The organism is Streptomyces sp. NPDC058086 (genome assembly GCF_042885015.1).
Lineage (GTDB): Bacteria > Actinomycetota > Actinomycetes > Streptomycetales > Streptomycetaceae > Streptomyces.
Genome location: NZ_JBHVST010000113.1, coordinates 4,831 through 22,609, shown reverse-complemented (window position 1 = coordinate 22,609; position 17,779 = coordinate 4,831). Strand labels below are relative to the sequence as shown.

Sequence of the window (17,779 nt, the reverse complement as noted above, 5' to 3'; positions counted from 1 at the left end):
TGTTCGAGCCGGGCCGGGATACCCCAGTGATATGGCACGGACACCGGGACCCGGACAGCAGGTCGAGCGCCCTACGCCGGACAAGCCCAGCAAACTTCCGAAGCGGTCCTGGTGGGCGGTACTCAAGGGCACGGTCAGGGAATTCCAGAACGACGAACTCGCCGACCGAGCCGCCGCGTTGACCTACTGCGGGGTCCTGTCGCTGTTCCCGGCACTGCTCGTCCTGGTCTCACTGCTCGGTATCGCCGGCAGGTCGGCGACCCAGCAAGTCCTGGACAACATCGAGAAACTGGCGCCGAGTTCGGCCCGGACCATCATCAGCGACGCGGTACGGCAGCTTCAGGCGCCCGGCGGCCTCGGCTCGATCGTGGCCGTGGTCGGCATCGTGCTGGCGGTGTGGTCCGCCTCCGGCTACATCGCGGCGTTCATCCGCAGTGCCAACGTGGTGTACGACATGCCCGAGGGACGTCCCGTGTGGAAGGTGCTGCCGATCCGGGTCGGTGTCACCGTGGTGCTGCTGGTCCTGACGGTGATCAGCGCACTCATCGTGGTGTTCACTGGCGGCCTGGCCCGCGCGGCCGGTGCGGCGCTCGGAATCGGGGACGCCACGCTGAAGGTGTGGTCGATCGCGAAGTGGCCGGGACTGGTCACCCTGGTCATGGTCATGATCGCGACCCTGTACTGGGCGGCGCCGAACGTGAAGGGCCGCGGCTTCCGTTGGGTCACTCCAGGCAGCGTGCTGGCCCTGCTGGTCTGGATGATCACCTCAGCGGGATTCGCGTTCTACGTCGCTCACTTCGCGTCGTACAACAAGACGTACGGCACGCTCGCCGGCGTGATCGTTTTCCTGATGTGGCTGTCGTTCAGCAATATCGCGGTCCTGCTCGGCCTCGAATTCGACGCGGAACTGGCCCGCCAGCGTGCCGTCATCGGCGGACTCCCGAAGGGTGAAGAGCCATACCTCCCGCCCCGCGACACCCGCGCCTGGAGCAAGGAAGACCACCGCCGTATGGAATGACACCGCTCGCGACCGAGAACGCAGCCGAGCACACGTGGGGGACTACGCGCTCTCAGCAGACACCCTCTGGACCGAAGCCGTAGGTGGGCTTGCCCGCGCCGCCGTGCCGATCGAACGCGGAGATCAGTGCCTGCTTGGGTTCAGTAGCGATCAGAGGGTCGGCGAGATGGCCGGTGAGTTCGCACGAGCGGTCACCGGAGACCGCGACACCGATCAGCGGGAGTGCGTCGGGCAGGTCCCACAGTCTGGCGTTCTCGACGTCGAAGTGGACACCATGGTGATTGACATTCCCTCCCGCGAAGAGAGAGCGAATGATCTCCACCGCCTCCTCCAGCACCTCCAGCCGGACGTGCGCGACGGGCCAACCACCGCCCACCACACGCTCGTTGAGGTTCTCCCCGGAGCCCAGCCCCAGGCGGAGGCGTCCCTGGGAGAGGAGCTGCATGGTGGCGGCCTTCTGGGCCACCGCCGCCGGGTGATACCGGGTCGTCGGGCACGTCACGTACGTCATCAGGGGAATGCGTTCGGTGGCCTGGGCGGCGGCACCGAGCACACTCCATGCGTAGGAGGCGTGGCCCTGGGACTCCAGCCAGGGGAAGTAGTGATCCGGTGTGACGGAGAAATCGAAGCCGGCCCACTCGGCTCCGACCACATGGCCGACGAGCTCCCTCGGGCCGGCCTGCTCGGTCATCATCGTGTACCCGATCTGCACCATGTCGCTCCTCTCCTCGTGGTCGGGGGCCGCTCAGGCGCGCATGGGGTTGCGAGATGCGGTCTGCGTGTCGCTACTGCTTCCTCCGGAGCTGCAGGTCGACCTCCTTCTCCTGGTCTCCCGACGCCGTACCCCGCTCGTGAACGGCGAACGCGGCTCGCAGGGCTTCGCAAAGCTGGTCCACGGCGACATAGCCGCCCTGCAGCGTGGCGGTGAGCGAACCCTCCAGCGGGGTCGGTCCGGTGGGTATGCGCTCCTGCGTCGGCTCGAACTCCGCGGTCCACACGACAGGGTGCTCCCCCGGCTGCTCCTGGGGCGCGGCGTCGGAGGGCCGGTCGGTGGGGAACGCCGTCCTCAGGACGTCGAAGACGGAGGCGGCGTCCCGCTTGGACGCTCCGGTGAGGGACACAGTGACCATCGGGGTCACACTCCATTCCGCTGAGGTATGACGGTGTACTTCGGGTGCTCCGCGGACGCGATGCCCGCCGCGAAGATGCCGAAGCGGGTGCACACGGAACCCGCGAGCAGTGCGAGCCCACCGGCCAGGGCGGCCGGCCGGCTGCGGCCGCCGGCCAGTGCCGCGGTCGCGGCGCCCGCCAGGGTGAGGAGGCGGGCGGTGCGCATGAGTGTGCCCGCGCGGCCTTCGCGCCAGGTCTCGACAACCATGCCCAGGCGTCGTTCGGCGGCCTGGGTCGCCACACTTTCGGCCGCTGCGGCGAGTGCCGCCGCCCACCGCGCGGGACCGCTCTCGCGCGGTGGCGCGACGATCAACGCCATCCCCGAGGCGGCGGCCGTCGCAGACGCCGTGAACAAGTAGGGGAGCTCTCGGTGAGCTCCGTGCCAGGCGGGAACGGCGGTGTCAGCGGCAAGAACCGCGGTGTACGAGGCCAGCATCGGCCCGAGCAGCGCGGCTCCCGCGGTCGCGGTGGCGCCCGCCCGGCGCAGCCGCCCGGTGACGGCGCATAGTGCGGCTGTGCCGGCGGCGGGGCCGTACGCGCTGAGCAGCCAGGAGCCCACGCTCATCGGGGACGTGGGTTTGAAAACCCGCAGCATGTTGGCGAACCGGCCGGGTCTGCCCAGGTCATGGATCAGGGCGGCGGCCGACAGCGAGACAGCGGCGAGGGACGAGACCTTCATCGCGGTGGCGGTACGGGGGCGCCCGCTGAGTTGAGCACCTGCGGCGAGCACCGAGCCTGCTCCGGCGAGACCGCCGAGGAAGAAGTACCCCGCGATGTCGCGGGCTGCCCACGATGGAGCGTGGATGATCGGACGCCCGTAGTAGGACTCGAATTCCTCTCGCGGAACCATGAGTTGCTCGCCGCGACGCTGCCGGGTCCTGCTCATCGTGCCCCCTTGGTTCGGCCGGCCAGTCCGAAGGCAAGCGCGATGCCCCCGGCCAGGGACAGTGCGGCGGTTCCCGCGTGTTTCCACATGGCCGGGAGATCACGGGTGGTCACCACAGGGTCGGGCGGAAGTCCGTACACCTCCGGCTTGTCGAGAAGGAGGAAGAAGGCCCCGTCACCACCGACCCCGTCCTGCGGATCGTGTCCGTACAAGTGGGCGCCTTCCACGCCCTGTTCATTCAGTTGGTCCACACGCAGGGCGGCGCGTTCGCGCAGCTCGTCCAGTGGGCCGAACTGGATGGACTGGGTGGGGCAGGCTTTCGCGCAGGCCGGTTCCTGTCCCACGCTGAGGCGGTCGTAGCACATCGTGCATTTGAATGCTCTTCCGTCGTGCGGGCGTTGCTCGATCACCCCGTACGGGCAGGCAGGCACGCAGTAGCCGCAGCCGTTGCATATGTCCTCCTGGACGACGACCGTGCCGAACTCCGTGCGGAACAGGGAGCCGGTGGGGCAGACGTCCAGGCAGGCCGCGTGGGTGCAGTGCTTGCAGACGTCCGAGGACATCAGCCAGCGCATGTCGCCCGGCGCCTGCGGGGGGTCGGGAGCCGTCAGTGTCCCTTCGATGAGCGAGAGCTCGGTGCGACCCTCCGGCGCAGGCACCTTCTGTTCGATGAAGGCGACATGACGCCATGTGGAGGCGCCCAGCCCCTGGGTGTTGTCGTAGCTCATGCCGCTCAGCGGCATCCCGTCGTCCGGGATCGCGTTCCACTCCTTGCAGGCCACTTCGCAGGCTTTGCAGCCGATACAGACCGACGTGTCCGTGAAGAATCCGACGCGTTCCGGGGGGTCGGGGTGGCCGGCGTCGCGGGCCGGATCCGGTTCGGGGCCGCTCAGCAGGTTTCGGTCCGTCATGTTCGGGTCTCCGTCCCGGTCGTCTCGGTGATGCCCGCGCGTCGGCGGTACTCCGCGACCAGCTTCGGCAGGCCGGGCCCGCGAGGTCGGCGGCCGGGGCGGATGTCGGCGGTGAGTGCCTTGTCCTCCTGGATATGGGCGTTGGGGTCGAGCGCGATGGCCATGAGTTCGTTGGCCGCGTCCCCCGTGGAGATCCCGTTCGGCCCCCAGTGGAAGGGCAGCCCGATCTGGTGGACGGTTCGCCCGTGCACGGTCAATGGCTTAAGCCTCTCGGTGACCATGACGCGCGCCTCGACGGCATTGCGGGCGGTGATGATCGTCGCCCAGCCGCCGTGCTCCAGGCCGCGCTCGGCAGCCAGCTGCGGGGAGAGCTCGCAGAAGAACTCGGGCTGAAGCTCGGAGAGGTAGGGAGACCAGCGACTCATGCCTCCGGCGGTGAAGTGCTCGGTGAGACGGTGGGTGGTGACGATGTACGGATAGACCTCCGCGCCCGGCTCGTCGCCGCTGGGGTGGTAGCGGTTGCCCTCGCGCGGCAGCAGCTGCCGTACGGGCGAGCGCGCGGTCGAGGGATAGAGGGCGTTAGGGAAGGGCGAGTCCTGCGGCTCATAGTGGGTGGGAAGCGGCCCGTCCTCCAGGCCGGCGGGCGCGTACAGCCAGCCTTTGCCGTCGGCCTGCATGATGAACGGGTCGTCGCCACGCAGGGCGTCGGGCCCAGTCGCGTCTTCCGGTGGCACGTGGTCGGGCGCGCGGTCGGGTATGAAGTCGGGGACGTCGTGACCGGTCCACTTCCCCTCCGCGCCGTCCCACCACACATATGCCTTGCGGTCGCTCCACGGGCTGCCGTCGGGGGCCGCGGAGGCACGGTTGTAGAGGATGCGGCGGTTGGCGGGCCAGGCCCAGGCCCAGTCGGCGGCTACGTAGTCCTGCTCGGTGTGGGGTGTGCGGCGAGCGGCGTGGTTGATGCCGTCGGCGAACACGCCGCAGTAGATCCAGCAGCCGCAGCGTGTGGATCCGTCGTCTTTCAATTCCGTGTAGGCGGAGAGCGGACCGCCGTCCGGGCCGTGTCCGTTGATCTCGGCCAGGATCGTGTCGGCGACCGGCTCGTGCAGGGGCCCTTCGACGGGGTAGTCCCAGGTGAGGTCTCGGACGGGCTGGTCCATGGGGTCGGTCGAGTCGGCCAGCTTCTCCTTGATGCGGAGGCCCAGGTGGTACATGAACCACAGGTCGCTGCGGGCGTCCCCTTCCGGTTCCACGGCCGCGTGGTGCCACTGAATCCACCGGTTGGTGTTGGTGAACGAGCCGGATTTCTCGGTGTGAGCCGCGGCCGGGAAGAAGAAGACCTCGGTAGGGATCGATGCGGTGCTCAGTTCACCCGTTTCGATCTCCGGTCCGTCCTGCCACCAGGTGGCGGACTCGATGAGGGAGAAGTCCCGGACGACCAGCCATTCCAGGTTGGCCATGCCCAGCCGTTGGAGGCGGGTGTTGGCCGACCCGACGGCCGGGTTCTCGCCCATCAGGAAGTAGCCCTTGCAGTCGCCGTCGAGCTGCGCCATGACCGTGTCGTAGGTGGAGTGGGAGCCGGTGAGGCGCGGCAGGTGGTCGAAGCAGAAGTCGTTGTCCGCGGTGGCGGCGTCGCCGTAGTACGCCTTGAGCAGGCTGACGAAGTAGGCCCGCATGTTGCTCCAGAAGCCCTTGTCGGTGCGGGTGGCCTCGACGAAGGTGTCCAGGTCCTCGTGAGCGTGGGCGTGCGGCATCGGGAGGTAGCCGGGGAGGAGGTTGTAGAGGGTCGGGATGTCGCTGGAGCCCTGGATGGAGGCATGGCCGCGCAGGGCCTGGATGCCGCCGCCGGGGCGGCCGATGTTGCCGAGGAGGAGCTGGAGGACGCTGGCGGCGCGGATGTACTGGGATCCGGTGGAGTGCTGGGTCCAGCCGACCGCGTACACGAAAGCACTGGTGCGCTCGCGACCGGAGTTGGCGGTCAGGGCTTCGCAGACGCGCAGAAAGGTCGCGCGCGGGATTCCGCAGGTCTCCTCGACGAGTTCGGGGGTGTAGCGGGCGTAGTGGCGTTTGAGGATCTGGTAGACGCAGCGCGGATGGCTGAGCGTCTCGTCGCGTGGCGGCCGGGCACCGGTCCGCGCTCCTCCCGACCCGTGGCTCTCGGCGCGGCCCGAGCCCTGTGTCTTCTGCTCGTACTGTTCGTCGACGTCGCCGGAGGGCGCCTGGACCTCCACACCCTCGTACTGCCAGCTGCGCGGGTCGTAGTGGTGCTTGTCGGCGTCGAGTCCGGAGAAGACGCCGTCCAGGTCCTCGGTGTCCTGGAAGTCCTCGCTGACGATCGAGGCTGCGTTGGTGTAGGCGAGCACGTACTCCCTGAAGTCCTTCTCCTCGGTGAGCACATGGTTGATCACTGCGCCGAGGAACGCGATGTCGCTGCCGGCCCGGATCGGAACGTGCAGGTCGGCGAGGGCGCTGGTGCGCGTGAAGCGTGGGTCGACGTGAATGATGCAGGCGCCACGCTCCTTGGCCTCCATGACCCACTGGAACCCGACCGGGTGCGCCTCTGCGAAGTTGGAACCCTGGATGACGATGCAGTCGGCATGCTGCAGATCCTGCATGAAGGTGGTGGCGCCGCCGCGGCCGAAGGAGGTGCCCAGGCCCGCGACGGTGGAGCTGTGGCAGACCCGCGCCTGGTTCTCCACCTGTACGACGCCGAGCCCGGTGAACAGCTTCTTGATCAGGTAGTTCTCCTCGTTGTCGAGGGTCGCGCCACCGAGGCTGGCGATGCCGAGCGTGCGTGCGGTGCGCAGCCCGTCCTTCTCCCACTCCCAGGTCGCACGCCGTGTCTCGACCACCCTGTCGGCGACCATGTCCATGGCCGTCTCCAGGTCGAGGGACTCCCAGTCGGTGGCGTACGGGCGTCGGTGGAGAACCTCGTGGCGGCGGGCGGAGCCTGTGGTGAGCTGAAGGGTGGCAGATCCCTTTGGGCAGAGGCGGCCTCGGCTAATGGGCGACGCTGGGTCGCCCTCGATCTGGACCACCTTGTCGTCCTTGACGTAGATCTGCTGGCCGCAGCCGACCGCACAGTAGGGACAGATGGAAGAAACCACCCGTTCGGCGGTGTCGGTGCGCGGGCTGAGCTGCCGCGTGTGGGCCGACATGGCGGCCCGGCCACGCGCCAGCGGATCGACTCCGGTCAGCTGTCGGTAGACGGGCCAATCGCTGACCCAGGTACGTACACCCATGACATGTCCTCTCGGGCAGCCGGACTCCTGCCACCAGTCGCGGGCATCTCTCCCAGCGTCACCCGCCAGGGCTCCCGCGGCACGCGGAGCGTCAGGCGGGCGGTTCGTCGGGCACGGGATGCTCCGGACGTCGGCTGCCGGAGTGCGGGGCGCCCCTCCGGCCGGTACCGGCCTCGTCCGTATCGGGAATCTCCAGGTCCGGCTGCTCCTCGACGGTGGACTGCGTCGGGTCGCCGACGACGTCCCAGGCGTCCTCGGCGGCGGTGGCCTGCTGATCGGGCGGATCCCTGGGTACCGGCTTCGGTATCGGCTTCCCGCTGCTCCCAGGGGCCTCCGGGCGGCGCTCGCTCACGGCGTTCTCGCTTCCTCATGTGGGGGGGGTGAGTCGCAGGTACCCCGACGGCCGACGATAATGCCAATGATCGAGGCCCCGCCCCGAGGCTGGTCGGCGACTGAGCAGAGCATTGACGAGTCCCCCCTCGCTCTCGACCTTCTTCCGGCTCTGCAGGGAGGTCGCCCTTGGTGCGCTCCCAGAGCGAGTCCCGCCGGGTACCTCAGAAGGCCGAAGGCCAGTTCGCTGCGCTATGCCGACCTTGCTGTGAGACTTCGTTTGCGGTCGGGGCCGCACGGCAGGGGCGAGACCAAGTAGGTAGTCGCCGTCGGCGAAAAACTCCGCGCCGTACGCCGTTGACGTCCGCCCGGCCGACCTCCTTCACAGCGATCTTGGTAAGCCCGCGGACTCAGGGAATCAGCGCCGACCCCTTCCAGGGCCTCACGAATCGGTTCTTCCCCGCCCCGAACGTCGTCACCTGCTGGGCGGCGAAGCCATGCAGGCGCAGACTGACGCTGGAGGTTCAAGTGTGCCGTCACCACACCTCAGAGCCGCCGCCGTACCACTCGATGATCGGTGAGTCCGCCACATCGATCTCATCCATACCCGTCCAACCCGCCCGCCCCATGATCTCGGCCAAAGCACACAGACTGCAGGCCGCCCCCACGGGCTGCCCGTCCACACGCGCTTGGCGCCCCTCCCCCCTTGGTGGGCGGCCAAACGATCACGGAACGCTCGGTCATTCGGCGAGCATCGCCCGCATCCGCACGCCTCGCATCCGGACGTAGCCCGCGGTGCCCTGCCAGACACCGTGCTGTTCCAGGAGGCGTGCTGGTTCAAACGCGTACGAAGGTCGCGCTCGATACCTTCGCCGAGGCGGCCGAGGGCCGGCGGGGTCTCATCAACGCCGTCCAGGGCGAGAGGCACGTAGGGCAAGCCGGACGTGCTTCTCTACACCGACCGCCCGGTGAACGGCAGCGGCCGGCGGGTACGCGGCCCTCGACGCCGATCACTCACGGCCCGCCAAACGGGAACCAACGACCTCTCAGTGAACGAGCGCCTTGCGCAGCCCGGGCTTCGACGCATCGGCCCACGCGGCCGGCAGCTCCCGTTCGCGACCTTCGGCCAGGGCCTGCTCCTGTCCGTACAACAAGCCCCAGGTGAAACTCGGCTCTCCCGCCGCCTGCGCCGCCAGAGCCAGGTGTCCCAGGGCGTCCCGCGCGAGGACAGTGTCCTGATGGTCCCCGAGCACCTTCTGTACGACCTTGACGCGCTTACCGAGCCGCTTGGCGGGTTTGCCGAGCGAGGCGCGCGCCGGTTCGGTGGCGTACCGCGTCTTCTTCGCCGCCTTGCGGGCCTGGTGGAGGGCCGCGTCGCGTTCCGTCCCGGGGGATGGCTCCAGCGCGTGTGCCACCCGGCCGGCGAGTTGGTCATACTCCTTGAGGATTGCCTTGACCATGACCTTCTCCGGCTTGCGAGCGGCCTTACGACGCAGCGGGGGCTGCTGCGTGAGCATGGCCAAGGAATTGAGAAGCGCCAGGTAACGGGGTGAGACCAGGGCGTCGAGAGTGCGCTGCCGTGCCTTGGAGGTACGGGATACGTTCCACACCTGCAACCTGGCTTCGACGGGCCCAAGGACCAGCTCCGGGGGCGAGGCCCCGACGCGCAGGCCGAGCCGTTTCATGAGGACCTCCTGGTCGCGTTCGGCACCCAGCTCGCCGCCCAGCCACTTGAGCTCCTCTCGGATCGGATCGGTGACCTCACGCTCCAGCACTGCCCGGTAGGAACGCAGGGTGCTGCGCAGTCGGCGGCAGGTGACGCGCATCCTGTGCACCGAGTCCGGCAGGCCGCGGCGTACCGCGGGATCGAGGTCCACCAGGGCGTGCACCTGTCCGTCCACATACCGGAGGACCTCTTCGGCGGCCGAGCCGGGTACGACGATCTCGGCACGTGCGTCCGGCAGACGCGACGCTCCCGCTCCTGTCTCCTCCAGGGCCCGGCTCAGCTTGGACGGACTACTCGCGCGGTCGATGCCCTTCTTGCGCAGCGCCTTGTCCACGAGGTCGAGCAGCAAGGGATCGGCGTCCTCGGTGAGTTCGACCTCCATCTCAGTCCATGAGGCCGGTGTGGTCGTGGCCAGAAGGGACTCCGCGCGGACTTTGTCGAGGCTCAGCTCGGCGAGGACCGCGCCTTCGGAATCGAGGAGGTGCCGCGTGCTGCGTGTGGACCGGATACGGACCACTGGCCTCAGCTCTACCCCTCGGGTGCGAGAGAGCGCCAGGTCACGCAGGGCGTCGGGAACCATGTCGGACAACGGGACCTGCACTTCCTCCCGGCTGTCTCCGGACATGGGCAGTTTGAGGTGCCAGCCCGCATCAGCCCCACCGGTCCTGCGCCGGAGCGTTGCCGACGCTCCGACCAGGCGCAGGTCGTCAGTGTCGTAGTACACGGCGTCCAGTTCGTCGAGGTCCTTGCCCACGACCGATGCGATGCCGTCCACGCTGGTGAGGTCCGGCAGCCACGCGGTGTCATTGGCCGACGGGGCTTCGTACTTTCGCTCTGTCTCTCGCTTCGTATGGGTCATACCGGGCGCGCGCACGCCTCAGCGCCGCTCAAACACTCGTGAGGCAACATATGCGGCCTGCGACAGGAGGCCCGGCCGAGGACCGCACCGAAGGACACGGCCGTGAAGGGCGTTCGCCGCCAGAGCGACAGGTGGACTGTCGCATGAACCGCTGCAGCCTTCGCTGCCGTCCGGTAGCCGCGAGGCCATGGCCTGGACGGCCTCACGTCCCTCCGACCGAATGAGTTGTCTGACGGCACCTGACGGGAGCGGGGGGACTGGCGAATTTTCGACAGATGCGGGGCAAAGAACCGAAGGCAATGGACCGGTCCGGGACCGGATCGGTGAGAGTTCGCTGGAAGCGCACGTGGACAAGCTGCACGATGTCCATCAGGCCAAGAAGACCGCACCCACACGTCCTCACCCGTCCGCTCCGGACAAGCCGCCCGCCAACAGCCTCCTCGCCCCGGACGTCGGGATGGTCGAGGGCGGCGTGATCGACCATCCGCGGAAGACAGAACGCCCGTTGCTTACCCGCCGACCAGCACCAACGAGGTTCGGGTGTCCGCACCACCGACCGTCCCGGTCCTCGCTTCCGCGGCCCTGCGCGAGCGGCTCCGGTGAGGCCGGCGACGCCCCACCGCCGGGATGAACGCGCCCAGCGAACGGCGAGGCCGTGGCCGCCCCGGCGTCCCGTGAGGCCCCGCTCGCGCCCGGCGCCCCGCCTGGCTGGCATGCTCGGGGCGACCCGCCGGGGGCCGGCCACCGGGCGACCGTCGGGCGCGCGCCACCCACTCGAGGTATTGGGCTGACCACATCCTGGCCCAAGGGCGGAGGCTGAGCCAGGCACCGAGCCTCGGCCAGCTCTGATCGTCGGCGGTGCTGCGGGGAGCCTCCCAGCCAGGGCGAGCTTTCCGAGCGACCTCGACGGGACCTCCAGATGTTGAGGGAAAGCGACAGACGCCGGTGGGCTCGGGCCAGCAGAACGGGGACGATGTTCTAGCTGCTCAGGGCCTGTTGGAGCGTGGGATAGCAGGTGATCACAGTGTCGAGGCCGACGAGCTGAAGGACGCGCAGGATGTAGGGGGTGGGGCCGGCCACGCGTACCCAGCCCTGGATGGCAGTGGCGGCCTGGTGAGCCCCGATCAGGGCGTTGATGCCCGTGGAGTCCATGAAGGTCACCTGACTCAGGTCCATCACGGTGTGCCGGGTGGCTTCGCCGTCGGGGCCCAGGAGCGCGCGCTGGATCTCCGCGCCGGTAGTGAGGTCGACTTCGCCACGCAAGGCCAGCACGGCGACGCCGTCGGCGGTGGTGAACCGGGTGACCGACAGCCTTGGAGGCTCCATCGTGGTCATCCCTTCACGCCACAGGGCTCGGCCCGCGGCGTGTCGAGGCCGATAGCGGCGGCGGTCAGTTGCTGCTGCACTGGCTCGGGCAGCGGGTCTCCGTGGACCGTGTCCACCAGGTTGTCCATGCACGCGAGTTCAGTGCGCGCATCCTGCGTGGCCTCGCCGGCCGCAGTGCCCTCCCGCGGGGGGTAGTGGCCTGGGGCCCACGCGAGCGGGGGCCTCTCACCGCTCTCGGGCTGCACAGTAGGCGCACGCTCTGACATGGCCGCGCTCCCTAGGCATCCACCCGACTCTGACCCCGCAAGCGTCCACGCCCCACCGTTCACCCGTCAAGAGATACCGGAAAAGTTTTTCGCTCTTTCGTATACGTGAATAATACGTCTATCCTGAGGTGATGCGTGGAGTACCCGAGTCACATACAGGCTGGACGTTCCTGACCAATCACGCCCGCGTGCTGGCCGCGATCGCCGAGGACCGCACCACCCGCATCCGCGACATCGCCGCGCGATGCCAGCTCACCGAGCGGGCCGTCCAGAAGATCATTTCGGATTTGGAGGAGGACGGGTATCTCACCCACACCCGCCAAGGACGCTCCAACGAGTACCGGATCGAAGAGGGGACCAACCTGCGGCACCCGGCAGACTCCGGGCCGACAGTGGCGGATCTCCTCGCCCTCCTTGCTCAGCACGACGCCGAACACGGCAGCCGGAACCAGCAGTTGCGGACGGCACCTCCGCACGCACGAACAACGGAAGGTGACCGGTGACGACATCGGCACGACCCCTGGGTGGCTGACACACCAGAGCGCCGGACCGGCTTTCGCAGCCGGCGTGACGGCGCCGAGTTCCTGGGCATGAGATGAATCGAACTGACGCCGGACTCCCGATACCCCGGAGGCGACGTTGACGTCCGAAGCGGACACGACACAGCAACTCCCCCAGCTCCCCGCACCCCCTGAGACCTCCATGGACACCGTGCTGCGGCTGGAGGACGAAAACCTCCAGCTCAAGAAGGCAGTGCGCTCGCACGCCGTTGTCGATCAGGCCATCGGGGTCATCCTGGCAGTAGGACAACTGACTCCCGACCAGGGCTGGGACGTGCTGCGGAGCACCTCCCAGAACACCAACATCAAACTGCGGCACGTGGCCGAACTGATCGTCGACTGGGCGCGAACAGGCCAACTCCCCACCGAGATTCGCAGCCAGCTGGAGCAACAGCTCGGCCTCGACAGACGACATGAGTGAACGCGAGTAGCTGCGGTGATCGTGACGCCAGGCGCTTCGGACCATGGACCACACAAAGATGAGGAGAGCCGTATCCACCCACGCTCACGCCGCCGTAACCATCGGGCGCAGGGTCAGCAGCCCCGGCGATCTCGGCGACCCAGAAGATCCAGGGAACGTCGATGTCCAGGCCGGTGACCTGCCCGCCCCCGGGCCAGGGCGGCCGGCCAGACGGCCGGGGAAGTGACCGCCGGGCAGCCCTGGCCGTAGCGGTTCGCCACGATGCTGGACGCCGGGAATCGAGGGGCGGCGCGCCCTGGCACGCTGAGCCTCCCCGCATCACAACCGGAAAGGGGCCGAGCCGTCGCAGGCCGGGTTCTCGGGGTGATTGACGCGTCTGTGGTCAGCTCGTCGGCATGCTCGCCGGTGACCAGGTAGACCACTCGCCGGGCGACCGACACGGCAAGGTCGGCGAACCGCTCGTAGTAGCGGCCGACCAGCGTGACGTCGACGACCGTCTCGACGCCGTGCTTCCCGCGGTCGTCCATCAGATGCTGGAAGAGCATGCGGCATCCGTTGCGTGTGGCCTGGTTGTACCTGACCGCTGAGAACGAGACCCAGATCGGGGGCGGCCTGTTCGCCACCGCCCGCGTCGCCCACCCCTGGACCCGGGAGGTCGGAGGTTTTCGGTGGTGCCCAACTGCTGGGGCCTGGGGCGCGGCGAGCTGTGTCGGGCGACCGTGCGGCCGCCCAGATCTGGGGGACCATGGAAGCACTGCGAGGTGCAGGGGACACAGGCCACAGCCTAAATCTCGTGCCACAGGCACCGCTCCCGTGCAGAAAGCTGCAGCGCAGTCGCCAGCCGCCTCCGGCAGGCAGAAAGCCGGCAACCAGGTAGCCACGCCGCCACCGCCACCACCATCGAGCCCCAACACCGCCCCTCAAGAGGGAAGAAGTCCGTCACGGAGCAACTCCTGGAAGAGCTTGAGGAGGCGGGCGGCCGGATCGTCAAAAGGGAAGCCAGCGGCCGGGAGACCGAGAAATGGCCAGTCCGTGTCCCGCTGCCCGGAGATCGGGAAAGATCCCGAAGACCAAAGAGCTGCACGGAGGCTGGCGCCGTGACGGCTATGAAATCCGACTCGTCGACACGCCCGCCTGGCGCTTGGCCACGCTGACACCCGTTCCGGTACCTGCACGACTCGTGCAGCCGCATCCAGTCGTCAAAGCCCTGCAGGGTCTCTCTCATCCCATGGGGCTGACCAGGTCCGTGCAGAACCGGGCTTTCCGACTCATCCATGCCCTGCTCACCGCAACACAGAAGGCGGGGCACATCGCCGCAATCGGTAAACCGAATGCACCACCACCGCATCGTCCGCGAAGCGACCCAGCTCACTTCACCATTACGGCGCAGGGCCAGACATACGAATTCCGCGTCCTGCAGGAACAGGACCGGGCCGAGCACGTCCCCACGCAGAAGGAACTCGCGGATGCGCAGAAGTACTCCTGGGTCAGAACCCCTCGCCACGACTACTCCCCCGCTGACCGTCTGCGAATCTGTGTCAGCGGCGGGCTGCCGCACTCGGCCGGCGAGTGGGCCGACACGGCCGCATGCCCTCTTGAGGACCAGCTCAGCGAGATCGTGCAGGAGGTCGGCCTTCGCGGAAAGGCAGCCGAACGCAAGCGACTGGCTGACTTGGAGGAAGCACACCAGAAGCGCCTGCGATGAGAAGCCGCGAAACGTCAGGCCGCGACCGAATACACAGAGGCATACCGTGTCCGCCACCTCGAAGCACAGCACGCGGCGGAGACGGCATCCTCACGTGTCACGTCCGTGTCACCAACCCCGTGGACGCTCCCGCGTCACAGGGCCCTGACCTGGACCTACACGCTCACCCTGGACCACCTGGACGCCCGTGGACGGTTTCTACGACATGTGCCATGTGGGACCGTCATAGCTCACGACGGATGGCCACCACCGCACGCGGCCACGGCAAGCGGGTTATCGCTCTACGCCAGCAGCGTGCGGGATCGGCGTACAGGGCGGTATCGGCCGATGGCTATGTCACACCAGAGTGCGAGCGGACGCAGTAGGCGGCACCCCATTTTTTCGGCTCCGCCCGCTGAGTGGCACCGGGCGGCCATCCAGTCCGAGGAACCGCATCGGTCAAGATCCGGACCATTCCCGGGCCAGTAATCCTGTCAAAGCCGAGACGGGCGCTGTTTGCGCTGGTCAGCGAAGCGCTGCCTGTGTACCACCAGCAGACGACGAACCTCCTGGTGTCGTACTCGCCGAAGAAGCTGGGCTTCTTCCAAGCAGAGAAGGAGGACGCATGAAGCGGGCAGGTGCCTGTCCGGCGCCCTTCTGAGCACACGCTTGAGCAACGAGCCATCCACCTGGCCGGATCCGGGCTTCTCGTCGAGCAGCCCGGTGGAGCCGATCCGCTCGATCGGAACCGGCGCCCGCCGCTCCTTCAGGGTGGCCCACGAAGTCGAGCATGGGCGTCCCGCACGGAAACACATGCCTCACGTGATCCTCCTCCTGACGGGTAGCCGAACCCTCCAGAGTAACCACCTTGACAGGTGACGAGACGCCGTGGGAATCTCTCGTCACCGGTCAGAACGGTTACTTCTAGGTGAGGGCATCCCATGGCAGTCGTACGGTTCCATCTCGTCTCCAAACTCGGCCCGAAGGATGTGCTGGAGGCGCTGACCGACTTCGGCCCCTCGCGCGCCGAGACCTGGCCCACGATCGACGCCGCACACTTCGAGGTCCACGAACTCGGTGACACCTGGGCCGAGGTCACCGAGGGGACCGCCGCGGCCTGGGAGCGCGCACGCTACGAGTGGGAGCCGGCCGGTGACACGGTCACCATCACCACGCTCGACTCCAAGCTCTTCGGAGCCGGCGGCGGCTGGGTCTTCCGGATGACCCCCGAGGACGACGGCACCCGCGTCGATGTCGAGCTGACGCGGCAGCCGAGCACAGTCAAGGGCAAGATGCTCGCCGCGCTCCTCCCCCTGGCCGCCCCCGCGTCGCTGCGCAAGTCCTTCGCAGGACCCCTGCAGGCGAAGTGACGCACCACCGGCCCCTGATCCGCAGGACCAATGGTGCGGCGCGGCTCACACGATGAGGGGCCGGCAGCGTGAGCTGTCGGCCCCTTCGCCATACCGCCGTGCACGCTGGTGCGGTCGGCTGCGGTGCCGTGTCGATCACTTGAACAGGCGGGTGATGAAGAAGTCGGTGAACTTGTCGACGGCGGGGTTGAAGAGATGCACGCACAGTGGGTCTCGGCCGGACGGCTCCTCCCGCTCGCCGACTCTCGGCCTCCGCAGCCAATTGACTTACGTCACGTCCTGACGGTCCGTTCGACGCCTCCAGGAAGCGACGCGCACCGGCATCAGCGCCCCGCCGGCTGCCCCGCTCCAGGCCGTCCTTTGACCGTCAAGTGACCGATGTGCAGATTCTGTTCCCGGCGAAGAGTTAGAGGCACAGACTTCGTCCCACGAAGGGGAACTCCTGTCATGCACCGCGATCAGTCACCCCTGCAGGCGCGTTCGACGCCCGAGCTCATGCCTTCACTGTTCCTGGAGCTCGACCAGATGCTTGATGAGTTCACCCCGCTGCCGATACGTGCGGAGTTCCGTTTCCACCCGGACATGCCCGCGGTGATCACGGTCGAGTTCCTGGCGGAACGAGGACCGAGTCTCATCTGGCGCATCGGCCGCGAACTCCTGCATCGCGGGCTGACGTCGATGAGCGGCTGCGGTGACGTACGGATGTGGCCGGCACTGCCCAGGCAGCGGCCCTCGTCCTGGCTGCTTCTCGAATCACAGGAGGCGGAGACCCTGTTCGAGGTGCCCGTCGCACCGCTGGCGGAGTGGCTCGACGCGACCTACCGGATCACCTCGGCCGAGACGGAGATGGACAGTCTGAACTGGGACGACTTCCTCGTGGAGCTGTTGGACGGCCCGGGAGCACCGCCCGAATGACCGCCACCGGGCGGACGCACGGATGACTTGCTTCACATTGCGTCACCTGTCAGAGTGGTGACGAACAGGGTTGCCGTCGTCGGCCCGGTACATGGCCATTGACACACGTATGCCGTCCCGGGCACCCGATGACAACGCTTTGCCGCAGGCCGCGAGTGTGCGGCGGACGAGGAGGAATGACGTGAGGACCAGCAACCCGATCTTTTCCCGCTGGGGTGCCGCCCGTGACGCCGGCCCGGCCGATGCCTACGCGTACCGGCCGGTGGGTGCCACGGTCGGAGGCCGGCCGACGGACGACTACGCGACCAACCCCTACGCCCCCGGTGCCGACTCGTCGCCCCGGACCGACGGGACCGCGGCGACGATGGACGACGTCATCATCCGCACCGGGACGACGCTCGGCACCGTGGCCCTGGCGGCGGTGCTGTCCTGGCTCGTGCTGCCCGTCGACGAGGCGAACATCGGCCGGTCCTACGGCATCGCCATGGACGCGGCTCTCGTCGCCTTCGTCCTGTCGATGATCCAGGCCTTCAAGCGGACACCGTCCCCGGCGCTGATCCTCGGGTACGCGGCGTTCGAGGGTGTCTTCCTCGGTGTGCTCTCCAGCACGATCTCGACCTACATCGCGCCGGGTGTGGTTGTGCAGGCGGTGCTCGGCACCTTCGCGGTGTCCGCGGGTGTGCTCGTCGCGTACCGGATGCGCTGGATCCGTGTGACCCAGAGGTTCACCGGGTTCGTCGCCGCCGCCGCGACCGGCTTCCTCCTGCTGCTGGTCACCGACCTCCTCTTCTCCGCCTTCGGCGCGGGCAACGGCCTCGGCTTCCACAGCGGCGGCCTCGGCATCCTCTTCGGCGTGATCGGCATCCTGCTCGGCGCGGCCTTCCTCGCCCTGGACTTCAAACAGGTCGAGGACGCCGTCGCCTACGGTGCCCCGCGCGAGGAGGCGTGGCTGGCCGCCTTCGGTCTCACCATGACGCTGGTGTGGATCTACCTGGAGGTGCTGCGCGTGCTGGCCACCTTCAACAGCGACAACTGAGTTCTCCGGCGTTTGAGGGGCATGCGCGCTGCGCATTCCCCCCAGTCTCATATACACAA

15 protein-coding genes and 3 pseudogenes are annotated in these 17,779 nt (G+C 68.1%); 8 read left to right on the top strand and 10 right to left on the bottom strand.

The genetic code is table 11. From position 1 onward, the window contains the following. Nucleotides 1–31 precede the first annotated feature (31 nt). Nucleotides 32–1,018, top strand: coding sequence for a YihY/virulence factor BrkB family protein (locus tag ACFVWD_RS48060; protein WP_389604700.1), 987 nt, complete (start codon nt 32–34; stop codon nt 1,016–1,018). A 76-nt stretch (nt 1,019–1,094) separates the two neighbouring features. Here ACFVWD_RS48060 and ACFVWD_RS48055 read toward each other — a convergent pair. The 7 genes and pseudogenes from ACFVWD_RS48055 to ACFVWD_RS48025 form a co-directional block, all read right to left on the bottom strand. After that, nucleotides 1,095–1,733 (bottom strand): annotated as a pseudogene (locus ACFVWD_RS48055) (TIGR03557 family F420-dependent LLM class oxidoreductase); the annotation flags it as partial. A gap of 70 nt (nt 1,734–1,803) precedes the next feature. Further along, nucleotides 1,804–2,148, bottom strand: coding sequence for a hypothetical protein (locus ACFVWD_RS48050; protein ID WP_389604698.1), 345 nt, complete (start codon nt 2,146–2,148; stop codon nt 1,804–1,806). Nucleotides 2,149–2,153: 5 nt separating this feature from the next. Further along, complete coding sequence (nrfD, locus tag ACFVWD_RS48045) at nt 2,154–3,074, bottom strand: NrfD/PsrC family molybdoenzyme membrane anchor subunit (protein ID WP_389604697.1); 921 nt, start codon at nt 3,072–3,074, stop codon at nt 2,154–2,156. After that, entirely contained in the window at nt 3,071–3,985 is a 915-nt protein-coding gene (locus tag ACFVWD_RS48040; RefSeq protein ID WP_389604696.1) for a 4Fe-4S dicluster domain-containing protein, read from the bottom strand. The genes nrfD and ACFVWD_RS48040 overlap by 4 nt, the downstream gene beginning before the upstream one ends. Continuing rightward, entirely contained in the window at nt 3,982–7,227 is a 3,246-nt protein-coding gene (fdh, locus tag ACFVWD_RS48035) for a formate dehydrogenase (protein ID WP_389604695.1), read from the bottom strand. Before fdh ends, ACFVWD_RS48040 begins: the two co-directional genes overlap by 4 nt. A gap of 91 nt (nt 7,228–7,318) precedes the next feature. Beyond that, nucleotides 7,319–7,579, bottom strand: a complete 261-nt coding sequence (locus tag ACFVWD_RS48030) for a hypothetical protein (RefSeq protein ID WP_389604693.1) — start codon at nt 7,577–7,579, stop codon at nt 7,319–7,321. A gap of 1,024 nt (nt 7,580–8,603) precedes the next feature. Beyond that, nucleotides 8,604–10,142, bottom strand: a complete 1,539-nt coding sequence (locus ACFVWD_RS48025; RefSeq protein ID WP_389604691.1) for a CHAD domain-containing protein — start codon at nt 10,140–10,142, stop codon at nt 8,604–8,606. 349 nt (nt 10,143–10,491) lie between these two features. On the opposite strand from ACFVWD_RS48025, the pseudogene ACFVWD_RS48020 reads away from it, so the two are divergent. Next, nucleotides 10,492–10,608 (top strand): annotated as a pseudogene (locus ACFVWD_RS48020) (hemerythrin domain-containing protein); the annotation flags it as partial. Between the two features lie 512 nt (nt 10,609–11,120). On the opposite strand, the gene ACFVWD_RS48015 reads toward ACFVWD_RS48020, so the two are convergent. Then, nucleotides 11,121–11,477 carry an STAS domain-containing protein gene (locus ACFVWD_RS48015; protein WP_389604689.1) on the bottom strand — a complete coding sequence of 119 codons (357 nt, stop codon included), beginning with the start codon at nt 11,475–11,477 and terminating at the stop codon, nt 11,121–11,123. Beyond that, nucleotides 11,474–11,596 carry a hypothetical protein gene (locus tag ACFVWD_RS48010; protein WP_381965606.1) on the bottom strand — a complete coding sequence of 41 codons (123 nt, stop codon included), beginning with the start codon at nt 11,594–11,596 and terminating at the stop codon, nt 11,474–11,476. The genes ACFVWD_RS48015 and ACFVWD_RS48010 overlap by 4 nt, the downstream gene beginning before the upstream one ends. Nucleotides 11,597–11,865: 269 nt before the next feature. On the opposite strand from ACFVWD_RS48010, the gene ACFVWD_RS48005 reads away from it, so the two are divergent. After that, nucleotides 11,866–12,237 (top strand): helix-turn-helix transcriptional regulator, encoded by a 372-nt coding sequence (locus ACFVWD_RS48005; protein WP_381965607.1) that lies wholly within the window; start codon nt 11,866–11,868, stop codon nt 12,235–12,237. A 199-nt stretch (nt 12,238–12,436) separates the two neighbouring features. After that, a complete protein-coding gene (locus ACFVWD_RS48000) occupies nt 12,437–12,715 on the top strand; it encodes an ANTAR domain-containing protein (RefSeq protein WP_097224286.1) in 279 nt (92 codons plus the stop codon). 374 nt (nt 12,716–13,089) lie between these two features. On the opposite strand, the pseudogene ACFVWD_RS47995 reads toward ACFVWD_RS48000, so the two are convergent. Continuing rightward, nucleotides 13,090–13,263: pseudogene (locus tag ACFVWD_RS47995) on the bottom strand (phosphate transport system regulatory protein PhoU); the annotation flags it as partial. 473 nt (nt 13,264–13,736) lie between these two features. Between ACFVWD_RS47995 and ACFVWD_RS47990 the strand changes: the two are divergent. The 4 genes from ACFVWD_RS47990 to ACFVWD_RS47975 all read left to right on the top strand — a co-directional run bounded on the left by ACFVWD_RS47990 (nt 13,737) and on the right by ACFVWD_RS47975 (nt 17,720). Continuing rightward, nucleotides 13,737–14,420 (top strand): hypothetical protein, encoded by a 684-nt coding sequence (locus tag ACFVWD_RS47990; RefSeq protein WP_389604688.1) that lies wholly within the window; start codon nt 13,737–13,739, stop codon nt 14,418–14,420. 920 nt (nt 14,421–15,340) lie between these two features. Next, on the top strand, nt 15,341–15,769 hold the full coding sequence (locus ACFVWD_RS47985) for a hypothetical protein (RefSeq protein ID WP_389604687.1): 429 nt from the start codon (nt 15,341–15,343) through the stop codon (nt 15,767–15,769). Between the two features lie 495 nt (nt 15,770–16,264). Further along, nucleotides 16,265–16,684, top strand: coding sequence for an SsgA family sporulation/cell division regulator (locus ACFVWD_RS47980; RefSeq protein ID WP_389604685.1), 420 nt, complete (start codon nt 16,265–16,267; stop codon nt 16,682–16,684). 181 nt (nt 16,685–16,865) lie between these two features. After that, nucleotides 16,866–17,720 (top strand): Bax inhibitor-1/YccA family protein, encoded by an 855-nt coding sequence (locus tag ACFVWD_RS47975; RefSeq protein ID WP_389604683.1) that lies wholly within the window; start codon nt 16,866–16,868, stop codon nt 17,718–17,720. Nucleotides 17,721–17,779 lie beyond the last annotated feature (59 nt).